13 protein-coding genes and 1 pseudogene are annotated in these 21,874 nt (G+C 59.7%); 10 read left to right on the forward strand and 4 right to left on the reverse strand.

Translation table 11 applies throughout. The annotated features are described in order from the left end of the window. Positions 1 to 32 precede the first annotated feature (32 nt). From WA367_RS14650 to WA367_RS14685, 7 genes and pseudogenes are all read left to right on the forward strand, one after another. Positions 33 to 1,478 carry a homospermidine synthase gene (locus WA367_RS14650; protein ID WP_336057520.1) on the forward strand — a complete coding sequence of 482 codons (1,446 nt, stop codon included), beginning with the start codon at positions 33 to 35 and terminating at the stop codon, positions 1,476 to 1,478. 78 nt (positions 1,479 to 1,556) lie between these two features. Then, positions 1,557 to 1,931 (forward strand): hypothetical protein, encoded by a 375-nt coding sequence (locus WA367_RS14655; protein WP_336057521.1) that lies wholly within the window; start codon positions 1,557 to 1,559, stop codon positions 1,929 to 1,931. Between the two features lie 120 nt (positions 1,932 to 2,051). After that, positions 2,052 to 3,305, forward strand: coding sequence for a phenylacetate--CoA ligase family protein (locus tag WA367_RS14660; RefSeq protein WP_336057522.1), 1,254 nt, complete (start codon positions 2,052 to 2,054; stop codon positions 3,303 to 3,305). 240 nt (positions 3,306 to 3,545) lie between these two features. Then, positions 3,546 to 5,240, forward strand: a pseudogene (locus WA367_RS14665) (bifunctional metallophosphatase/5'-nucleotidase); the annotation flags it as partial. A 917-nt stretch (positions 5,241 to 6,157) separates the two neighbouring features. After that, positions 6,158 to 7,222 carry a ferrochelatase gene (gene hemH, locus WA367_RS14675; protein WP_336057523.1) on the forward strand — a complete coding sequence of 355 codons (1,065 nt, stop codon included), beginning with the start codon at positions 6,158 to 6,160 and terminating at the stop codon, positions 7,220 to 7,222. Positions 7,223 to 7,407: 185 nt separating this feature from the next. Then, on the forward strand, positions 7,408 to 8,358 hold the full coding sequence (locus WA367_RS14680; protein ID WP_336057524.1) for an SPFH domain-containing protein: 951 nt from the start codon (positions 7,408 to 7,410) through the stop codon (positions 8,356 to 8,358). A gap of 12 nt (positions 8,359 to 8,370) precedes the next feature. Then, on the forward strand, positions 8,371 to 8,838 hold the full coding sequence (locus WA367_RS14685) for an NfeD family protein (RefSeq protein WP_336057525.1): 468 nt from the start codon (positions 8,371 to 8,373) through the stop codon (positions 8,836 to 8,838). A 12-nt stretch (positions 8,839 to 8,850) separates the two neighbouring features. On the opposite strand, the gene WA367_RS14690 is transcribed toward WA367_RS14685, so the two are convergent. Further along, positions 8,851 to 9,849, reverse strand: a complete 999-nt coding sequence (locus WA367_RS14690; protein WP_336057526.1) for a KpsF/GutQ family sugar-phosphate isomerase — start codon at positions 9,847 to 9,849, stop codon at positions 8,851 to 8,853. A gap of 231 nt (positions 9,850 to 10,080) precedes the next feature. Between WA367_RS14690 and WA367_RS14695 the strand changes: the two genes are divergently transcribed. Continuing rightward, positions 10,081 to 11,592 (forward strand): outer membrane beta-barrel protein, encoded by a 1,512-nt coding sequence (locus WA367_RS14695; protein ID WP_336057527.1) that lies wholly within the window; start codon positions 10,081 to 10,083, stop codon positions 11,590 to 11,592. 26 nt (positions 11,593 to 11,618) lie between these two features. On the opposite strand, the gene galU is transcribed toward WA367_RS14695, so the two are convergent. Beyond that, the gene (gene galU, locus WA367_RS14700; RefSeq protein WP_336057528.1) at positions 11,619 to 12,518 is read right to left on the reverse strand and encodes a UTP--glucose-1-phosphate uridylyltransferase GalU; all 900 of its coding nucleotides are present in this window, start codon (positions 12,516 to 12,518) and stop codon (positions 11,619 to 11,621) included. Positions 12,519 to 12,695: 177 nt separating this feature from the next. Here galU and WA367_RS14705 point away from each other — a divergent pair, with 177 nt between their 5' ends. Together WA367_RS14705 and WA367_RS14710 are read left to right on the forward strand one after the other, a co-directional pair. Then, positions 12,696 to 13,919, forward strand: a complete 1,224-nt coding sequence (locus WA367_RS14705; RefSeq protein ID WP_336057529.1) for a lytic murein transglycosylase — start codon at positions 12,696 to 12,698, stop codon at positions 13,917 to 13,919. Between the two features lie 17 nt (positions 13,920 to 13,936). Then, entirely contained in the window at positions 13,937 to 15,301 is a 1,365-nt protein-coding gene (locus WA367_RS14710) for an SGNH/GDSL hydrolase family protein (RefSeq protein WP_336057530.1), read from the forward strand. Between the two features lie 43 nt (positions 15,302 to 15,344). Here the strand turns inward: WA367_RS14710 and WA367_RS14715 are convergent, their stop codons facing one another. Continuing rightward, positions 15,345 to 16,802 carry a glutamate synthase subunit beta gene (locus tag WA367_RS14715; RefSeq protein WP_336057531.1) on the reverse strand — a complete coding sequence of 486 codons (1,458 nt, stop codon included), beginning with the start codon at positions 16,800 to 16,802 and terminating at the stop codon, positions 15,345 to 15,347. A gap of 91 nt (positions 16,803 to 16,893) precedes the next feature. Then, on the reverse strand, positions 16,894 to 21,624 hold the full coding sequence (gene gltB / locus WA367_RS14720) for a glutamate synthase large subunit (RefSeq protein ID WP_336057532.1): 4,731 nt from the start codon (positions 21,622 to 21,624) through the stop codon (positions 16,894 to 16,896). Positions 21,625 to 21,874: the final 250 nt, after the last annotated feature.

The raw sequence follows: 21,874 nt of genomic DNA on the forward strand, positions 1-21,874 counted from the left end.
GTTGAACAGCTGTGGCTGAAGGAGCACGGTGAATGGCAGAGCAGGAATGGCCGGTCTACGGCGAGATTTCAGGGCCGATCGTCATGATCGGGTTCGGTTCGATCGGACGCGGCACGCTGCCGCTTCTTGAACGCCATTTTCGCTTTGATCGGTCACGTATGGTCATTATTGATCCTGCAGAGACCAACCGTCGATTTGCCGACGAGCGCGGCATTCGCTTTCTCAAGTCAGCCGTCACCCAACACAACTACAGGGATCTGTTGACGCCACTCCTGAGCGCCGGTGAGGGGCAGGGATTTTGCGTGAACCTGTCCGTAGACACATCTTCGGTCGAGCTGATGAAACTCTGCCGGGAGCTCGGTGTGCTCTATATAGATACGGTTATCGAGCCGTGGGCCGGCTTCTACTACGACACGTCTGCCGATAACGCGTCTCGCACCAATTACGCGCTGCGCGAGACGCTATTGAAGGAAAAGCGTGCGGCACCCGGTGGCACCACAGCTGTTTCCACCTGCGGCGCCAATCCGGGAATGGTCTCGTGGTTCGTCAAACAGGCGCTTGTAAACCTTGCAGCCGACTTGAAGCTCGACATTGCAACCCCGGCTGCGGGCGATCGTGAAGCCTGGGCAAGCTTCATGCACAAAACGGGTGTAAAAGGCATTCACATAGCCGAACGCGACACTCAGCGCGCCAGGAACCCCAAGCCCATGGATGTGTTCTGGAACACATGGTCCGTGGAGGGCTTCATCGCCGAAGGCCTGCAACCGGCCGAGCTTGGCTGGGGAACCCATGAAAAATGGATGCCTGAGAATGCGCGCTCGCACGCAGCAGGGTCGAAGGCTGGCATTTTCCTAGAGCAGCCCGGTGCCAATACGCGCGTGCGCAGCTGGTGCCCCACGCCCGGGCCGCAATACGGGTTCCTCGTGACGCATAACGAGGCGATCTCGATTTCGGACTATTTCACCGTTCTTGATGACAGTGGCACACCCACCTATCGCCCCACCTGTCACTACGCCTATCACCCCTGCAATGATGCGGTTCTTTCCCTGCACGAAATGTTCGGCGCAGGCGGCAAGGCGCAGCCTGAACAGCATGTGCTTGAGGAAGACGAACTGGTGGATGGCGCGGACGAGCTCGGCGTTCTTCTTTATGGCCATGACCGCAATGCCTATTGGTATGGCTCGCAACTGACGCTGGAAGAAGCGCGTAAGCTGGCACCCTATCAGAATGCAACCGGCCTTCAGGTTTCCTCAGCCGTACTGGCGGGAATGGTATGGGCGCTCGAAAATCCGCAGATGGGCATAGTTGAAGCTGACGAAATGGATTTCCAGCGTTGCCTGGAGGTTCAAATGCCCTATCTCGGACCGGTCAATGGCTACTATACGGATTGGACACCGCTCGAAGGGCGACCGGGTCTCTTTGCCGAAGATCTGGACGAAAGTGACGCATGGCAATTCCGCAACATCCTGGTGCGATAGTCCCATAAGCAGCAAGTTTTGCTTGCTTTTGTGCCGAAATGGGGCAATCCAAAATATCTGTTCAGTGAGGAGGCCAGCATGGTCAATATTCGCAAGACTGCCTCGATTGCAGCAGTTGTACCGCTCATCGCCGCACTTTCAGCCTGTGTCGCACCGGCGCCGCGCGAGATCGCGGTACGCTCTGGCCCGGCCATCGATGGCCAGTGGATGGATCAGCAGGGCGTGGCCATCTCCACCTTCTCCAATGGCCGCTTTACTTCGGTTGCTACCGACACGGGAGCCAAGCTTTCCGAAGGCAGCTACCAGATGCGCGGCTCCAATGAAGTCTCTATCAACATGACGTCCCTGATCCGCCAGACGCAGACCTCGGTCAATTGCTCGATGGTTTCGAACCAGCAGCTCAACTGCACCAATGCCAGCGGCCAGAACTTCGTCCTGACCCGCCGCAGCTAGTCGAGCGCGGAGCAAGGCTGCCTCGAGCCATGTTGCAGAACCGGTCTGCGCATCATTCGTCTTGCGCAGGCGCTTGAAGCGTTGCGATACTCCCTCCCGCCTCAGGGAGGGGAGAACCGAATGGCAGCTTTTTTCGATCAGAACGAAACCCGCGACCGGACCGCACGCGAAGCGGCACTTCTTGAACGGCTGAGAGGTTTCCTCAATACAGCCACAGCTGCTTCTCCAGCCTGGGCCGAGCGCCTGAACGGGGTGGATGCAGACGCCTTGCGCACCCGCGCCGACCTTGCCCGCATTCCGGTTCTCCGCAAATCCGAACTTCTCGAACATCAAAAGAACAATCCGCCCTTTGGCGGCTTCGCCGCAAATCGGCCTGACACCGGCGGCCGCGTCTTCATGTCCCCGGGGCCCATATTCGAGATCCAGCCGCCTGGAAACGACCCGTATAATGCGGCACGTGCCTTCTTCGCAGCCGGTATCCGTCCGGGCGCACTGGTCCACAACGCCTTTGCCTATCACATGACGCCGGGAGGCTTCATTCTGGATGAAGGTGCGCGCGCCTTTGGCTGCACCGTCTTCCCCGCCGGCATCGGCAATACACTGATGCAGGTTGAAGCTGCTGCCAGCCTGAAGCCCAGCGTCTATTGCGGCACGCCCGATTTTCTCAAGATCATGCTCGACAAGGCGACCGAAACTGGCCACGACCTGACGAGCTTCAAACACGGCCTTGTTTCAGGCGGCGCACTTTTCCCCTCCCTCCGCGAAGAATATGCCTCGCGCGGCGTCAAGGTGATGCAGTGCTATGCCAGCGCTGAATGCGGCGTCATTGCCTATGAAAGCGCCGATGCCGACGGGAACCCTCTGCCCGGGATGCTGGTAAATGAAGACATCATCGTCGAGATCGTGCGTCCCGGAACCGACGAGCCGGTGCCCGATGGGGAAGTTGGCGAAGTGGTGGTAACCACCTTCAACCCGCTCTATCCGATGATCCGCCTGGGAACGGGAGACCTTTCCGCCTTCATGGAAGAGCCAAGTCCCTGTGGGCGAACCAACCGGCGCATCCGCGGATGGATGGGTCGCGCCGACCAGCGAACCAAGGTCAAGGGCATGTTCGTGGACCCCAAGCAGGTGGCCGAACTTCTGCGCAGGCACGATGAAGTCGCTCGCGCCCGGCTGATCGTCACCCGGGAAAATGAGACCGACGCCCTGTCACTGCTTGTGGAAGCGCGTAGCAATACTTCACCCGATATCAATGCGATCGCGGCCAGCATGAAGGATATCACAGGCCTCAGCGCGCGTGTTGAGAAGGCCGGACCTGACGGCTTGCCCAATGACGGAAAGGTCATCGCCGACGAGCGCAATTACGCCGGCTGATTTTCGCAACCCTTTGCCGCAACTGGCGTTTTGCCTCGCATCTTCAACGGGTGCGAGGTTTTTCTTGCATCACCAAGCTGGCAGTGTGAACATGATTTCAGTCTGTAACTCAACTGACATGGTGCCCGACTAAAAACGCAAAAAACGCGCGCCGACAGGACGACAGGATCAACGCTCGTGAACAGCTGAAATTCCTCCTGTCCACTTGTCGAAAACAGATTTGCCCAAGGGAGAACTTATATGAAGAAACTGGCCCTGCTCGCCGCGACGAGTTCCGTTCTGGCTCTTTCAGCGACATCGTCCTTCGCCGACTACACGCTGAACATCCTTCATATCAATGACTGGCACAGCCGCGTTGAATCCATCAACAAATACGACTCCACATGCTCAGCCGAGGACGAAACAGAGGGCAAGTGTTTCGGTGGCGCAGCACGTCTCGTGACGGCAGTGCGTGAGACCCGCGAGGAGCTTGATGGTCAGAACGTCCTCTTCCTGAATGCCGGCGACAACTTCCAGGGCTCGCTTTTCTACACCACCTACAAGGGCGCGGTTGAGGCTGAATTCCTCAATCTGATGGGCACCGACGCCATGGTGGTGGGCAATCATGAATTCGATGACGGCGAAGATGGACTCGCGACCTTCCTCGGCAAAGTTGAGTTCCCCGTTCTGGGCTCCAACATTAAGGCGCAGGAGGCTTCCGCGCTCGGTGACCAGGTCAAGGAATATGTGATCCTCGAACAGGGCGGCGAGAAGATCGCCATCGTGGGTGCCGTGGCAAACGACACTGCCGAACTTTCTTCCCCTGGCGAGCATGTCGATATCATCGAGGACGTAGAGGGTATCACCGCTGCCGTCGAAAAGGCGAAGGCGGAAGGTGCCAACAAGATCATAGCCCTCACCCATGTCGGCTATCCGCGAGACCTGGAAGCCATTGCCAAGATCCCGGGCGTTGACGTTGTTGTCGGCGGCCATTCCAACACGCTTCTGTCAAACACGGTGGAAGGTGCCGAAGGCCCCTACCCGACCATGGTGGACAACCCTGAAGGCTATCAGGTGCCTGTTGTACAGGCAGCCTCCTACTCGAAATATCTCGGCGCGCTGAAAGTCACCTTTGACGATGAAGGTGTTGTTGTTGCCGCTGAGGGCGATGTGAAGCTGATTGATGCCAGCGTCACACCCGACGAGAAGGTTTCCGAGCGCGTCAAGGAGCTGGCCGGTCCGATCGAGGAGCTGAAAGGCAAGGTCGTTGCCGAAACAAGCGCGCCCATCGACGGCAGCCGCGAAAACTGCCGTGCCGGCGAATGCGAGATGGGCAACCTTGTCACCGACGCCATGCTCGACCGCACGAAGGATCAGGGCGTACAGTTCGCGATCACAAACGGCGGCGGCTTGCGTGCTTCCATCGACGCAGGCGAAGTGACCATGGGCGAGGTTCTGGAGGTTCTGCCCTTCCAGAACACGCTCGCGACCTTCCGCCTTAAGGGCAGCGACGTCGTTGAATCGCTTGAAAGCGGCGTCAGCCAGATCGAGGATGGTGCAGGTCGCTTCCCCCAGGTCTCCGGCCTGAAATACAGCTTCGACCCGACCAAGCCTGCCGGCGAGCGCATCAGCGATGTTCAGGTTGCTACCGAGAATGGCTTTGAGCCAATCAAGCCGGACGAAACCTACATGATCGCTTCCAACAACTTCATGCGCGGCGGTGGTGACGGATACGCCCTGTTCTCGGAAAATGCCGAGGACGCCTATGACTATGGTCCGGGCCTGGAGCAGGTCGTGGCCGATTATCTGGCCGACAACACGCCTTACAAGCCGAAGACCGATGGCCGTATCACCAATCTTGCCGAGAATGGCGAGGAAGAAGCTTCGGCTGAAGAAGCCACGGATGAGGCCGGAGAAGAGGCCAAGTCACTGGCCGAGAAGGCCGGCGAGACGGCCAAGGGCGTGGTGGAATCCATGACGGGTGCTGCCTCCCAGACCATGAAGGCGCTGACCGGCTCAGAAGAGGCGGCGGAAGAAGCCCTTGATGATGCAGCCAATGCTGCAGGGGCCGCGACCGATGAAGCCGAAGCTGTAGCCGAAGATGCGGCGGATATTGCAGCCGAGGCCGCCAAGGACGCGACTGCGGCCATGACCGAAATGGCAAAGGACGCCAATGAAGAAGCTGCCGAGGCCAGCGAAGGTGCCGAAGCGGCTGCAGGCGAAGCGGAAGCGATGGCCGACAATGCAGCAGATGCTGCTGGTGAAGCTGCCTCTGATGCAACATCCACGATGACCGAGATGGCCAAGGACGCCAACGAGGCGGCTGAGGATGCCATGGCAGGTGCGGAAAGCGAGGCTGCTGAGGCCGGGGCTGCGGCAGAAGATGCAGCCTCCGACGCTGCCGAAGCCGTCGGTGATGCCGCCGAAACGGCCACTGAGACGGCAACCGAACTTGCTCAGGAAGCCAACGAGGCTGCCGACACCGTGATGGAAGCAGTAGAAGAAGAGCTGGAAGAGGCTGCTGCACCTGAAATGGCGACCGAAGAAGCCGAACCGGCAGCTTCCGGCGAAACCGATGCAATGGCTGAGGCAACGACGGAAGAGCGCAAGCACACGGTTGAGCGTGGCGATTCCCTCTGGAACATCTCCAAGGAATATTACGGCTCCGGCGAGAAGTGGAAGCTGATTGCCGAGGCAAACGATCTGGACGGTCGCTCAACACTGACCATTGGTCAGGAGCTGGTCATTCCCGCAGCGGAATAGTCGTTTCTGCTCAAGGCCGGTGAAACGAGTTTTCACCGGCCTGCGGCCAGAAGTACCATTGTTTTCCCTTGTAACTCCGCTAGCTTTCAAGCGCGGACAAAGGGCAAAACATGAACATTTCCACATCGATCGACAGGGCCAGAGCACGCAGCATAGGCCCTCTTCCTGACACCCACCCACCGGTTAAGATCGGCAAGGTAGGCGTTCTTCTCGTAAATCTTGGCACGCCCGACGGCACGGACTACTGGCCGATGCGCCGCTATCTGCGCGAGTTCCTTTCGGACCGTCGCGTGATCGAGTGGCCGCGTGCCGTCTGGTATCCGATCCTGCACGGCATCGTGTTGAGCAAGCGCCCGCAGAAATCCGGTGCGGCCTATGCCGAGATATGGAACTACGAGCGCAACGAGTCGCCCCTGCGCACCTTCACGCGTTCCCAGGCCGAGAAGCTTCAGGAAAGCTTGCAGGACCACCAGAATGTGCTTGTCGACTGGGCCATGCGCTACGGCAATCCTTCCATCGAGGATGTGACCAGGAGCATGATTGAGCGCGGCTGCGACCGTATCGTCATGTTCCCGCTCTACCCGCAATATTCAGCGACGACCACTGCGACGGTGAATGACAAGTTCTTTGAGGCACTGCAGAAGATGCGCTTCCAACCGGCCATTCGCACGGTCCCCTCATATCAGGATGAGCCGGTCTATATCGAGGCACTGGCCCAATCCATCGAGCGCCATTTCGCAACGCTGGACTTCGCGCCGGATGTCGTTCTCGCCTCCTATCACGGCATTCCGCAAAGCTATTTCAAACGCGGCGACCCCTACCACTGCCATTGCCAGAAAACGACGCGCCTCCTGCGCGAGCGGCTCGGTTGGGAGAAGGACAAGCTCATCACCACCTTCCAGTCCCGTTTCGGGCCGGAAGAATGGCTGCAGCCCTATACAGACAAGACGGTTGAGAAGCTGGCGAAGGATGGCGTGAAGAACATCGCCGTGTTCAATCCGGGTTTCGTCTCGGACTGCCTTGAGACGCTGGAGGAAATTGCGGGCGAAGCCGGTGAGATATTCCATGAGAATGGCGGCGAGAACTTCACGCACATCCCCTGCCTCAACGACAGTGATCTCGGCATGGCCGTGATCGAGGAAGTGGTCCGCCGGGAACTCTCCGGCTGGGTATGATCACTTCAAGTGAAAATCAGGAACAATTGCGCCCGCTCGAACAGGCGGGCGCATTTTTGTTGTGATCAGCAGCGCACCGCAACCTTCTGTTGATCGTATCCCTGATGACAAGAGCGCAATGCTCCTGCCATAATCCGCATCATAAGGTTCACGCATTGATTTTCACGAGCCTCGCGGAGGAAAGCATGTTTTCCGGCTTTGATATTGTTCTTCTCGTTCTTGTCGTTCTCGTACTGCTTCTCATCTTCTCCGGCATCAAGACGGTGCCGCAGGGGTTCAATTATACGGTAGAGCGCTTCGGTCGCTATACGCGCACCCTCTCCCCCGGCCTGAACATCATCGTGCCCTTCATCGATCAGGTTGGCGCGAAGATGAACATGATGGAGCAGGTGCTCGACATTCCCACCCAGGACATCATCACCCGCGACAATGCCACCGTTGCTGTGGACGGCGTGGCGTTCTACCAGGTGCTGAATGCACCGCAGGCCGCGTATCAGGTATCCGGCCTGGAGAACGCGATCCTCAACCTCACCATGACGAATATTCGCTCCGTCATGGGTTCCATGGATCTGGATGAGCTCCTGTCCAACCGCGACGCCATCAACGAGCGTCTCCTGCGCATCGTGGATGAAGCCGCCAATCCCTGGGGCATCAAGATCACCCGCGTCGAGATCAAGGACATCAACCCGCCAGCCAATCTCGTGGAATCCATGGCCCGGCAAATGATGGCCGAGCGCAACAAGCGTGCGCAGATCCTCGAAGCGGAAGGTCTGAAACAGGCAGAAATTCTCGAGGCGGAGGGCCGCAAGGAAGCTGCGTTCCGCGATGCCGAGGCGCGCGAGCGTGCAGCCGAAGCAGAGGCAAAGGCGACGCAGGTCGTGTCGGAGGCCATCGCAATGGGGGACGTTCAGGCAGTGAACTACTTCATCGCGCAGAAATATACCGAGGCCCTCTCCACCATCGGCTCGTCCTCCAACAACAAGATCGTGCTGATGCCCTTCGAGGCATCTTCCCTGATCGGCACGCTTGGCGGGATCGGATCGATTGCCAGGGAAGTGTTCGGTGAAGAAGCCAAAACCGTGCGCCGCGCATCCAGTGCCCGCCCGCCATCCACGCGCTCCACGAACCAAGACTGATAGGCGGTGTTCATGATTGCCAGCATCGTATCGGAATTGGGCCCGTGGAACTGGATGGTGCTGGGCTTCGTGCTGCTGGCAGCCGAGATCCTCGTGCCCGGCGTTTTTCTCCTGTGGATCGGCATTGCCGCACTACTCACGGGCGCCCTGTCACTTCAGCTCTGGTCGCTGGAGATCTGGAGCTGGCAGCTTCAGGTTCTGGTATTCCTGCTGCTGTCACTTGCTGCCGTACTTGTTGGCAAGCGCCTGATGGACAGGACGGCCGATGAAGAAACCGACCAGCCATTGCTGAACCGCCGCGCCGAGCAGCTGGTTGGACGCACCGCCGTTCTTGAAGAGCCGATCACCAATGGCTTTGGCCGGATACGCCTTGGCGACACGACCTGGCGCGTGGAAGGACCCGACCTGCCTGTAGGCAGCCGCGTCCGCGTGAAAGCTGCACACGATGCGCAGCTTGTCGTGGAATCGGAGGAGAAGTGACCATGTGCCGCCTCAGGCGGCACCGATCCTCAGAAGATCGTGGAGATGGACAATGCCCACCGGCTTCCTGTCCTCAACCACCATCAGTGTCGTGATCGCGGACGAATTGACCATCTGAAGCGCAGTCGCCACCAGTGTCTCACCGGTGATCGTCTTGGGGTTTCTGGTCATCACGTCATCGACACTCATATCCAGAATGTCACTGTCCATGTGCCGCCGCAGATCGCCATCGGTCACGATGCCCGCCAGGCAGCCCTGCCCGTCCGTAATGCCGACACAGCCGAAACCCTTGCGGGAAATTTCGAGAATGGCTTCGCGCATATTTGTGCCAGTAGGCACAAGCGGAATGCGCTCATCGCGATGCATGATGTCGCCCACATGGGTCAGGCTCGCACCGAGCTGACCGCCAGGATGGAATGTGCGGAAGTGATCAGCGGTAAACCCTCGCGCCTCCAGTAGCGCAACGGCAAGCGCATCACCGATGGAAAGCTGCAGCAAGGTGGAGGTGGTGGGCGCAAGTCCATGCGGACAGGCTTCGGTCACCTTCGGCAGACAGACCAGCACATCGGCCTGACGCCCCAGTGCAGACTTCTCACCGGACGTCACCGCGATCAACGGAATGGCGAACCGCTTAGCATAGGCAACGATGCCCTTCAGCTCCGCTGTCTCACCTGACCATGACAGAGCCACGATGGCATCATGACGCGTGATCATGCCGAGATCGCCATGGGTGGCCTCAACAGGATGCACGAAATAGGCCGGCGTCCCCGTCGAAGCGAGCGTCGCTGCGATCTTGGAAGCAATATGTCCGCTCTTGCCCACGCCGGTTACGATCACACGACCTTCAATGCCTGAGATGATCTCGACAGCACGCGCGAAAGGCTCCGCGAGCCCGTTGTCCAGCGCAGCGTGAAGCGCGGCCAGACCCTGCTGCTCGGTCTCGATCGTGCGGCGTGCGGAGCTGAGTGCCTCAGCGCCTTGCGCACCCTGTTTGGTCTGTCTGTTCAACATGGGATCGCCGATTAGCGCTTTCGCGCGTCCATGTCCAATCAATGATGCTTCGCGTTTATATGGTGAGGCTGCAAAGGCAACTTCAACCATGTGTTAACCAACCCGCTTTACCCTTTCGTTACCAAGGCGCACCACGCGCTGCAGTCACAGAGTTTCCGGGGGCACATGTCGCGCAACGCGTTGAAGGGCAGTAATGCATGTCTATGGCTGGTGCTTACTGCAGGCACGGCCATGGCACCGCTCACGCACGCCCTTGCCCAGCAGGCAGAACTCCGTGGAGGTCTGAGCGATACGCAGGTCAATCGCCAACTGTTCTCCAACATAAGCGGTACCGGCATCCCCTCGACCGAATATGAACCCTTCACCCAATCTCCTGGCTCCAGCGAACCCAATTACGCGATCGACCACGGTCCGTTCAGCGACATCAGCATTCCCGAACGTCCCGCACCGCGTGGCAGAAATAATGAAGAGGAAAATATCGGAGAAGCGGGGATTGATGACCTTGCCACGAGCACTACACCGGCCCGTACGGATGAGCGCCGTGCGGATCCGTCGCGCGCCTCTGCTGCACAGGCAGCTGTCCCGGCGCAAGTGCCGGTTCGGCGCAATGATCCCAACCCCTATGCCCCGATCGGCCTGCGTCTGGGCACATTCAATGCCATTCCCACGCTGGAACAGGGCCTGACCTACACAACCAATGCCGACAATGCCGCTGATGCGGAGGAAGCGCTTCTTTCGGAAACGACGCTGCGCCTCGACGCCACCTCGGACTGGAGCCGCCATCAAGCCACCCTGTCGGCCTTCGGGACGATGCGTCAGTCCCTGTCAGGCGCCGAGATCGAGGAAATCCGTGCCGGCGGCGATGCAGCACTTCAACTCGACCTGTCCGACCTCTGGCAGGCACGCGCCACGCTTGGCTATCAGGTGGAGGAGGAATCCGCGGAATACGTACCGGAGACCGCAACTGCAGATGACCCGTTGCGCCACCAGATCAGCGCATCGCTAGGCATCACGCGTGATGTGGGACGCATTGCGCTGAGTGCTACGGGTGAATTGCTCCGCGATCAATATTCCGACGCCGATCTTTCTGATGGCTCCCGTCTCTCCCAGGAGGATCGTAATGCGACCCTCGCCTTGATGCGACTTCGCACCGGCTACCACCTTTCGCCGACCCTTCAGCCCTTCATTGAGCTCGAAGCCGGGCGCCGCTTCTTCGACAATGAGTTGGACCAGGAAGGATATTCACGCTCGGCAGACCGCTATGGAGCGCGCGCAGGCATTTCCCTCGACATTGCCGAAAAACTGCAGGGTGAAGTTTCCGCCGGCTGGCTAACAGAGCGACTGGATGACGATCGGCTCGGCGACATATCGGGCTTGACCTTGGCGTCATCGTTGGAATGGTCGCCCATGCGTGGAACGACCATTGGTCTTGATGCAAATACCACTGTTAACAGTGCTGGGGCCGCAGGTGACAGCGGCTCGCTGCTCTACGACGGAGCGCTGCGCCTTTCGCGCCAGTTACGTGCCAATCTCTCAGGCGATCTCGCCTTCGGTGTGGCATATGAAGATTATGCCAATGGCGCACATGACCTGACGCTGAGCGCACAGGCAGCGTCCACCTGGTGGCTCAATCGCTATGCGGGCCTCACCGGCCGCATTCGCCATGAAAAACGCACCAGTTCAGACGAGACACGAGAATATGACGCCACAAGCGTCTTCATGGGCCTGAAGCTGCAGCGCTGATCGCGCTGCAGGCTTTAATCGGCAAGTCAGGCAACCTTGCTTGAAAGGTCGGCTTCCTCGCGAATGATGTTGCGCGCGAATTCGGCAACAAACGGCGCCAGATCCTCACGCTGCAAGGCAAAGGCCAGATTGGCTTCCACGAAGCCTTCAGGCTGACCACAGTCGAAGGTGCGCCCCTTATAGATGTGCCCGTGGAAGCGCTGCTGCTTGAGAAGTGCACGCATGGCGTCCGTAATCTGGATTTCGCCGCCAGCACCCGTCTCCTGATTTTCCAGGAAGTGGAAGATCTCCGGCTGCAGGATGTAGCGGCCAGTGATGTAGAAGGGCGAAGGTGCATCTTCCGGCTTCGGCTTTTCGACCATCGAGGTGATCTCGAAACCGGTATGGGCATCCTCACCGCGGCCGACAATGCCGTATTTGTGCGTCTCCGACGGATCGCACTCTTCCACCGCAAGCACATTGCCGCCTGTCTTCTCGTAGAGTTCGACCATCTGCTTCAGGCAGCCTTTTTCCGACTGCATGATCATGTCAGGCAGAAGAAGCGCGAAGGGTTCGTTACCGACAAGTTCGCGCGCGCACCACACCGCATGCCCCAGCCCCATCGGCACCTGCTGGCGCGTATAGCTGACCTGGCCTGGCTCAGGCTGCATGGCCTTTAGCTTCTCGAGCAATTCCGTTTTGCCACGGCGCTCGAGCGTCTCATACAGCTCGAACTGATGGTCGAAGTGATCTTCGATTGCCGATTTGTTGCGGCCCGTCACGAAGATAAAGTGTTCGATACCCGCTTCGCGGGCCTCATCCACGACATACTGGATGACCGGGCGATCCACGACCGTCAGCATTTCTTTTGGCAGGGCCTTGGTCGCAGGTAGGAAGCGGGTGCCAAGACCGGCAACAGGAAATACGGCGGTACGGATTTTCTTCATAGGAAGTCCCTCTAACGAGAAATGAGCGGGCAAAGCCCGAAAACGCGCATCTTCTACAGGGGTTCCCTAATCAGAAGTAGAAGATGAAGCTGATATACGTTTCGCCTTAATCATAGGGTAAACTCTTTACTAACCGCAATCGGCCATACTGCAACGAGGTTTCCGATGGAGGTTCCAATGACTGCAAGCAGAGCCGCCCGTGGCTTTGTCGCTGTGAAGCTGTTTTTTGTATTGATTTTAGCGACATCTTTTTCAGCGCCGGCCTTTGCAGATGCCGGTTTTCAGCGATGGATACGTGATTTCCGATCCGTCGCGACGTCCCAAGGCATATCCGGCGCGGTCTATGACCAGGCGTTTCGTGGTGTCACTGCGCCCGATCCGACAGTGCTCGAAAAAGCACGCTATCAACCGGAGTTCCGCGCTGAGGCATGGGAATATTTCGACAATCGCGTGCAGGAAGCTGCCATTGCGGAAGGCCGCCAGAAGGCGCGTGAGCTCAAACCCTGGCTTGACCGCATTGAGCAGCAATTCGGCGTGAGCCGCTACATCCTGCTCGCAATCTGGTCGATCGAATCCAATTACGGTGCCGCACTGAAGCGCGACAATGTGATGAAGAACTTGCCTCAGGCTCTGGCAACGCTTGCCTATGCCGACAAGCGGCGCGCGAAATTCGCCCGCACGCAGTTGCTGGCAGCACTAAAAATCCTTCAAAACGGCGATGTTCGCCCCGACCAGCTTACCAGTTCATGGGCTGGCGCTATGGGCCATACCCAGTTCATCCCCACCAGCTACCAGGCTTATGGCGTGGACATGGATGGCGACGGTCGTCGCGATATCTGGAATTCGGTTCCCGATGCATTGGCGACCGCTGCAAATCTCCTGCGCAAGAATGGCTGGCGCACCGGCGAGACCTGGGGATACGAAGTGCTACTGCCACGTGGCCGGAAGTTCCCCGCAGGTTCCATGTCGCTCAAACGCTGGGGCGAGATCGGTGTCGTGCGCGCCAATGGGAAGGCCTATCCGGACGCCTCGCGCAATGCAGAGCTGAAGGTGCCTGATGGCCGCGAGGGCCCATCCTTCCTGATGACCAAGAACTTCTTCGTGATCAAGCGCTACAACAACTCGGACAAATATGCCCTTGCCGTCGGTCTTCTTGCCGACGCCATCCAGGGTGTCGGCGGCCTGGTCAATGACTGGAACCGCCCGTTCCAGCGCCTGTCCTTCTCCGAGACCCAGGAATTGCAACAGCGTCTGGGCGCACTAGGTTATTATGACGGAGAAATTGATGGTAAGATCGGCGGTGGCTCGCGTGAAGCCATCCGGCAGTTCCAGGCCCGCATGGGCTTGACGCAAGACGGGCACCCCAGCAAGGAAGTGCTCCAGCGGCTGCGAGGCCGATGAACTGAAGGGAGCGCCGCTTGGCCAAGAGAAACTGGTTTGACAGCGTTCTCCAACGCCTGACTGCAGCGGCGCTCTGCCTCCTTCTGGCAATCACCGGCCTCGGCGTCACCGTCGAGGCCGCGCAGTCGCAGGAACTTATTCGCAGGCAAAATCTGTTCGACCGCCTCTTCGGCGGCCCGAAACCACGCGAAGCTGCTCCACCCAAACGCACGATCCAACGCGCCAAGCCGAAACGACAGCGCGCGGCCCCGCGCGCCAAGCGCCAGCAACCGCGCCGACAGACACGCTCACGCCAGCAATCCGCACCGCGTCAGGCACCTGCCGCAGCAGCCACGAAACAGACCGACAAGTTGGAGAATGCTCGCGTCGTTCTCGTGGTGGGCGATTTCATGGCAGGTGGTCTGGCAGACGGGCTGGAAGCAGCTTATGCCGACGCGCCAGGCGTGCGCATCGTTGACAGAAGCAATGGGTCCTCCGGCTTCGTTCGCGACGATTACTATGACTGGAACGGCGAGATCGAGGCGATCCTCGAAGAAGTCAAACCTTCCGTGGTCGTGGCCATGATCGGCTCCAATGACCGCCAAGACATCAATGTCGATGGTCGCGCGGCATCACCGCGCAGCGAACCCTGGACGCAGGAATACCGCCAGCGCGTGAAGGATTTCGCTGCAGCCATCGCAGAGGAGAACATTCCGCTCATCTGGACCGGGCTGCCACCCTACAAATCCTCCTCCATGTCCTCCGACATGCTCGCCTTCAACGACATCCAGAAAGAAGCCGTCGAAGGTGTCGGCGGCGTGTTTGTCGATATTTGGGAAGGCTTTGTCGACGAGAATGGCTCCTTCATCTTCACAGGCCCCGACATCAACGGCCAACCGGTACGTCTGCGCGGCAGCGACGGCATCAACCTGACCCGTGCTGGACGCAGGAAAGTCGCCTTCTATGTCGAAAAGCCGCTGGACAAGGTTCTGGGCAATGCAGTGGATCCGGATATTGAGGCCGAGGACATAACGGATCTGCCAGCAGCGGCAGCCTTGAGCACGCCTCAGGCCGAGCCGGAAGAAACCAACCGTACCGCACCCATGAGCCTCGCCTCGCCAGAACTCTACGGCCCCACCGATCGCGTGGACGGAGCCGACCAGACGGGCATTCGCTACAGCCCGATGATGCTCGGTGCCGAGACGCCATCTGCGGATGAAGCTGAGGTGAAACGTCCCGCTCTTAATCGCCCTGCCACACCTGGACGTGCGGACCAGTTCCTCTCCACACCGCGTGATGATGAGAGCGGGAAGGACGCAGAGACGGACGGCGAGGAAGCAAGCCTCTCTCAGGCCAGCGACTGGACCACGCGCGGAAGCAAAACGGCCGGCAACGGTGAATGATCACCGCGCCGGCCGCTGATTGGATTATCTCTTGTGAGATTGATCAGCGCGGAAGCACCGTCTCTCCCATCAGTGCCTCGTCAATGGCGCGTGCCGCCTGTCGGCCTTCTCGAATGGCCCAGACAACCAGCGACTGGCCGCGGCGCACGTCGCCAGCCACGAACAGCTTGTCGACATTGGTGCGATAGTCGCGGTCATTTGCGACGACATTGGTGGAGTTGCGGCGATCTGTAGTGGTATCGAGCCGCTCGCCGAGATCCTTCAAGACGCTGTCTTCGCGCGGTCCTGCAAAGCCGATGGCGATGAAGGCGAGGTCGGCCTTGATAATGAACTCGGTACCCGCGATGGGCTTGCGCTTCTCGTCAACCTCGCAGCACTTCACGCCGGTCAGATTGCCGTCCTCGTCGCCGACAAATTCGAGCGTTGCTACCTGGAATGCACGATCTGCACCTTCCGCCTGGCTGGAGGAGGTACGCATCTTGGTTGCCCAATAGGGCCAGACCGTCAGCTTGTCTTCCTTCTCGGGCGGCTTCGGGCGGATGTCGAGCTGGGTTACGCGGACCGCCCCCTGACGGAATGCGGTGCCCACGCAGTCGGAAGCCGTGTCACCACCGCCGACGACCACAACATGCTTTCCGCCAGCCAGGATGGGCTCCTCGGCCCAGGCGACAGACTGGATGTCTTCGCCGCCCACGCGCTTGTTCTGCTGCACGAGATAGGGCATCGCATCATGCACGCCGTGAAGTTCGACGCCTGGAATGCCCGCAGGCCGTGGCTTTTCCGAACCACCGCAGTACAGAACGGCGTCGTATTCTGCCAGAAGTTCGTCCACCTTCTTGTCGACGCCGATATTGACGCCGCAATGGAAGGTAACCCCTTCACCCTGCATCTGCTCGATACGGCGGTCGATGAAGTGCTTCTCCATCTTGAAATCGGGAATGCCGTAGCGCATCAGGCCACCCGGCTTGCTCTCGCGCTCATAGACATGAACGTCATGACCAGCACGGCCAAGCTGCTGGGCTGCAGCCATGCCCGAGGGACCGGAACCGATGATCGCGACCTTCTTGCCGGTCTTCTGTTCTGCCGGCTGAGGCCGGATGAAGCCAAGCTCATAGGCCTTGTCCGCTATGGCCTGCTCGATGGTCTTGATGGAGACCGGCACGTCTTCAAGATTGAGCGTGCATGCTTCCTCGCAGGGTGCGGGGCAGACGCGCCCCGTCCATTCGGGGAAGTTGTTGGTCGAGTGCAGGTTGCGGATCGCCGTTTCCCAGTCCCCCTGATAGACCAGATCGTTCCAATCGGGGATCTGGTTGTGCACCGGGCAGCCAGTGGGGCCGTGGCAATAGGGAATGCCGCAGTCCATGCAGCGCGCAGCCTGCTTTTCGACCTCCTTGTCCGACATTGGGAGCGTGAACTCCTTGAAATGCCGAATGCGGTCGGAAGCCGGCTGATACTTGTGCACCTGCCGATCGATCTCGAGAAAACCTGTAACCTTGCCCATCAGTTTGTCCTTCTGCCGGGAGCTCGCGCTCCTTGAGAGGGCGTCGCGTCACATCGCGCCGGCCCTTGGTGGTTGAAGAGGGAGTTGGCGGCTATTCGGCCGCCATTCCCATGCGCATGCGTTCCATTTCTTCCAGAGCCCGGCGGTACTCGACCGGCATCACCTTGCGGAATTTCGGGCGGTAGTCTGCCCAATTGTCCAGGATCTGCTTGGCGCGCGTGGAGCCGGTATAGTGGAGATGGTTGGCGATCAGTTTGGCGAGGCGCTCTTCATCGTGGCGGGTCATGTCACCGGAAACGTCGACGCGGCCCTTGTGTGCGATGTCGCCACCGTGATGATGAAGTTTCTCGAGGATGTCGTCCTCTTCCGGAACCGGTTCCAGCTCAACCATGGCCATGTTGCAGCGCTCTGAGAAGTCGCCTTCCTCGTCCAGCACATAGGCCACGCCACCGGACATGCCTGCAGCGAAGTTGCGACCCGTTTGGCCGAGAACGACAACGACACCACCGGTCATGTATTCGCAACCATGGTCGCCGACGCCTTCAACAACCGCAACGGCACCGGAATTGCGAACCGCAAAACGCTCGCCCGCCACGCCGCGGAAGTAGCATTCGCCTTCCACGGCTCCGTAGAGGACGGTGTTGCCGACGATGATCGAGTTCTCCGGCACGATCTGTGCACGCTCATCCGGACGGATGACGATACGGCCACCGGACAGACCCTTGCCGACATAGTCATTGCCGTCGCCAATCAGCTCGAAGGAAACGCCACGCGCCAGGAAGGCACCAAATGACTGACCCGCGGTACCGGTGAGGCGAACGCTGATAGTGTCGTCTTTCAGACCTCTGTGCCCGAAGCGCTTGGCAACTTCGCCCGACAGCATTGCGCCGGCCGAGCGGTCGATGTTGCAGATCGGGAAGTCGAGCTGCACCGGCTCCTTGTTCTCAAGAGCAGGCATTGCAGCAGCGATCAGCTTGCGATCAAGCACATCGTCGATCGGATGCTTCTGGCGCTTCGTCCAGCGGATCTCGTCTTCTGGAGCTTCCGGCTTGAAGAAGACGCGGGAGAAATCAAGCCCCTTGGCCTTCCAGTGATCCACCACCGCGCGCTTTTCGAGAAGCTGCGACTGGCCGATCAGCTCGTCAAGCTTGCGCACGCCCATGGCGGCCATGATCTCGCGCACTTCCTCGGCAACATAGAAGAAGTAGTTGATCACATGCTCGGGCGTACCCTTGAAGCGCTTGCGCAGAACGGGATCCTGCGTGGCAATACCAACCGGGCAGGTGTTCAGGTGACACTTGCGCATCATGATGCAGCCGGCCGCGATCAGTGGCGCGGTCGAGAAGCCGAATTCGTCGGCACCCAGAAGCGCACCGACAATCACGTCGCGACCGGTCTTCAGACCGCCGTCAACCTGCAGCGCAACGCGTGAGCGCAGGCCGTTGAGAACCAGCGTCTGATGCGTCTCTGCAAGACCCATCTCCCACGGGCTGCCCGCATGCTTGATGGAAGTGAGCGGCGACGCACCCGTACCACCATCATAGCCAGCGATGGTGATGTGGTCGGCGCGCGCCTTCGCGACACCTGCCGCAACCGTGCCAACGCCAACCTCGGAAACGAGCTTGACCGATACATCGGCGGCCGGATTGACGTTCTTCAGATCGTAGATCAGCTGCGCCAGATCCTCGATCGAGTAGATGTCATGGTGCGGCGGCGGGGAGATGAGGCCAACGCCCGGCGTGGAGTGACGGACTTTTGCAATGGTCGCATCCACCTTGTGCCCGGGAAGCTGACCGCCCTCGCCCGGCTTGGCGCCCTGCGCGACCTTGATCTGCATCATATCGGAATTCACAAGATACTCGGTGGTGACACCGAAGCGACCCGAGGCGACCTGCTTGATCGCCGAACGCTCCGGATTCTTCGAACCATCCGGCAGCGGGTAGAACCGGTCCGGCTCCTCGCCACCCTCACCCGTATTGGATTTGCCGCCAATCTGGTTCATGGCGCGTGCAAGCGTCGTATGCGCTTCGCGGCTGATCGAACCGAAGGACATTGCGCCGGTGGAGAAACGCTTCACCAGCTCTTCCGCAGGCTCCACCTCTTCCAGCGGCACCGGCTTGCGCCCGATGTCCTCCGCCTTCTTGATGCCGAACAGGCCGCGAATGGTCTGTGCGCGGGCGCTTTCGCCGTTGATCAGGTCGGCGAACTCCCGGTAGTTCGTCCAGGACTTCTTGCGCACCGCATGCTGCAGCGTTGCAACCGCATCCGGCGACCAGGCGTGGTCTTCGCCACGCATGCGATAGGCATATTCACCGCCCACTTCCAGCGCATTGCGCAGGACCGGATCATGGCTGAATGCGCGGCTGTGACGCTCCACAGTCTCGCGGGCAACTTCCTCAAGGCCGATGCCCTCGATGGTGGTAGCCGTACCGGTGAAATACTGCGCCACGAAGTCGGTCTTGAGCCCGACCGCATCGAAGATCTGCGCCCCACAATAGGACTGGTAGGTCGAGATGCCCATCTTGGACATGACCTTCAGGATGCCCTTGCCGATTGACTTGATATAGCGATGCACAACCTCGTTGGCATCTACCTCCGGAGGGAATTCGCCCTTGGTATGGAGGTCAAGCAGCGTGTCAAAGGCAAGATACGGGTTGATCGCCTCGGCACCATAACCTGCAAGGCAGGCGAAGTGGTGCACTTCGCGCGGCTCGCCGGATTCGACCACCAGGCCGACAGCCGTGCGCAGCCCCTTGCGGATCAGGTGATGATGCACGGCAGCGGTAGCCAGCAGCATCGGGATGGCGATGCGATCGGGACCAAGCTGACGGTCCGAAAGGATGATGATGTTGTAACCACCGGCAACGGCGGCCTCGGCACGGTCGCACAGGCGATCAAGCGCTCCCTTCATGCCTTCCGCGCCTTCAAGCACGGAATAGGTCACGTCAAGCGTCTTGGTGTCGAAGCGGTCTTCGGTGTGGCCGATGGAGCGGATCTTCTCCAGATCGCCATTGGTCAGGATCGGCTGGCGCACTTCAAGCCGCTTGCGACGCGAATTGCCCACCAGATCAAAGATGTTCGGACGCGGACCGATGAAGGAGACAAGGCTCATCACCAGCTCTTCGCGGATCGGATCAATCGGCGGGTTCGTCACCTGCGCGAAGTTCTGCTTGAAATAGGTGTAGAGCAGCTTGGGCTTGTCCGACATGGCCGAGATCGGCGTGTCGGTACCCATGGAGCCGATGCCTTCCTGGCCGGTCGTGGCCATGGGCGGCATGAGCATGCGCGTGTCTTCCTGGCTGTAGCCGAAAGCCTGCTGACGGTCGAGCATCGACACGTCCTTGCGCAGCGCACGCGGCTCCACCGGCTTCAGCTCTTCCAGAATAAGCTGGGCGTTCTTCAGCCATTCCTTGAACGGGTGCTTGGCAGCGACCTGCGCCTTCACCTCCTCATCGGGTACGATGCGACCTTCCTCGAGATCGATGAGAAGCATGCGGCCCGGCTGCAGGCGCCACTTCTTCACGACCTTTTCCTCCGGTACCACGAGCGCACCGGCTTCGGAGGCCAGGATCACGCGATCATCATCGGTAACAAGGTAGCGTGCGGGGCGAAGGCCGTTTCGATCGAGCGTTGCGCCAATCTGGCGGCCATCGGTAAATGCGACGGCGGCAGGACCATCCCACGGCTCCATGAGAGCTGCGTGATATTCGTAGAACGCCTTGCGTTCATCGCCCATCAGCTTGTTGCCGGCCCATGCTTCCGGGATCAGCATCATCATGGCGTGAACCATCGAATAGCCGCCCTGGTAGAGGAATTCGAGAGCATTGTCGAAGCAGGCCGTGTCGGACTGGCCTTCATAGGAAATCGGCCAAAGCTTGGAGATGTCGTTGCCGAAGAGCTCTGAATCGACCGATGCCTGACGTGCTGCCATCCAGTTGACGTTGCCGCGCACCGTGTTGATCTCGCCGTTATGGGCGACCATGCGGTAAGGATGCGACAGCTTCCAGGAGGGGAAGGTATTGGTGGAGAAGCGCTGATGCACCAGCGCCAGCGCGGATTCGAAACGCTCGTCCTTCAGGTCGCTGTAATAGGCTCCAAGCTGATAGGCGAGGAACATGCCCTTGTAGACGATGGTGCGCGCCGACATGGAGACGATATAGAAGCCATTGTCACGACCGCCGGTCTCTTCATGGATGCGGCCGGAGATGACCTTGCGCACGATATAGAGGCGGCGCTCGAAGTCCTCGGCATCGCCAACACTCGTGCCGCGACCGATGAAGACCTGGCGGTGGACCGGCTCGGATGCAACAATGTCCGGTGCCTTTGACAGACCCGAATTGTCGACCGGCACGTCACGGAAGCCAAGAAGCTCCTGACCTTCCGCACGCACGACGTCCGCAATGACGTTCTCGATATGCTTCTGCAGCTCTTCATCTTGGGGCATGAAGAGATAGCCGACGCCATACTGGCCGGCTTCGGGCAGTTCCACACCCTTGGCCGCCATCTCTTCACGGAAGAGACGATCGGGGATCTGGACAAGCATGCCTGCGCCGTCACCCACCAGCGGGTCGGCGCCAACCGCACCGCGATGGGTGAGGTTCTCGAGCATGGCCAGGCCATCGCTGATGATGGAATGGGACTTCTGGCCCTTCATATGCGCCACAAAGCCGACACCGCAGGCGTCGTGCTCGTTCAGCGGATCATAAAGCCCCTGGCGAGCAGGCAGGCCGGAAAGAATTGTGGAGGCACGTTTTTCGGCGCGCGTCCTGGCCTGCACGTCAGACAGGTGTCCGCTCGTCGCAGATGGCGTCAGTTGCGTCATCGATACATCCTCCAATATGCACCTTGGGAGAGGCGAAGGTGCCGGTCAGTTGCAGGCGGGGCACTCGTCTAAGCGGCGCGTCCCGTTATGAAAGGTTCGGCATATCTTTCGAAAAGCCGGAAGAGCGTTCTCCCTCTCCCAGGGATCCGCTTCTTCTAGTGGCGTCACGCTGACCTGTTTCCGGGGCGTTCCGCTTTGTCGTTTCGCCGCCGTCAGCGCGCTCGATTATAGCGCAGTTTGACCGACGATG

The organism is Nitratireductor sp. CH_MIT9313-5 (assembly GCF_037029545.1).
Lineage (GTDB): Bacteria > Pseudomonadota > Alphaproteobacteria > Rhizobiales > Rhizobiaceae > Chelativorans.

Bases quoted from the DNA above. Each gene is read 5' to 3' on its own strand.
- galU (WP_336057528.1), bottom strand. From the start codon at position 12,518: ATGAAGAAAATCCGTACCGCCGTATTTCCTGTTGCCGGTCTTGGCACC.
- WA367_RS14655 (WP_336057521.1), top strand. From the start codon at position 1,557: ATGGTCAATATTCGCAAGACTGCCTCGATTGCAGCAGTTGTACCGCTC.
- gltB (WP_336057532.1), bottom strand. From the start codon at position 21,624: ATGACGCAACTGACGCCATCTGCGACGAGCGGACACCTGTCTGACGTG.
- WA367_RS14695 (WP_336057527.1), top strand. From the start codon at position 10,081: ATGGCACCGCTCACGCACGCCCTTGCCCAGCAGGCAGAACTCCGTGGA.
- WA367_RS14705 (WP_336057529.1), top strand. From the start codon at position 12,696: ATGACTGCAAGCAGAGCCGCCCGTGGCTTTGTCGCTGTGAAGCTGTTT.
- WA367_RS14715 (WP_336057531.1), bottom strand. From the start codon at position 16,802: ATGGGCAAGGTTACAGGTTTTCTCGAGATCGATCGGCAGGTGCACAAG.
- WA367_RS14660 (WP_336057522.1), top strand. From the start codon at position 2,052: ATGGCAGCTTTTTTCGATCAGAACGAAACCCGCGACCGGACCGCACGC.
- hemH (WP_336057523.1), top strand. From the start codon at position 6,158: ATGAACATTTCCACATCGATCGACAGGGCCAGAGCACGCAGCATAGGC.
- WA367_RS14685 (WP_336057525.1), top strand. From the start codon at position 8,371: ATGATTGCCAGCATCGTATCGGAATTGGGCCCGTGGAACTGGATGGTG.
- WA367_RS14680 (WP_336057524.1), top strand. From the start codon at position 7,408: ATGTTTTCCGGCTTTGATATTGTTCTTCTCGTTCTTGTCGTTCTCGTA.
- WA367_RS14690 (WP_336057526.1), bottom strand. From the start codon at position 9,849: ATGTTGAACAGACAGACCAAACAGGGTGCGCAAGGCGCTGAGGCACTC.
- WA367_RS14650 (WP_336057520.1), top strand. From the start codon at position 33: ATGGCAGAGCAGGAATGGCCGGTCTACGGCGAGATTTCAGGGCCGATC.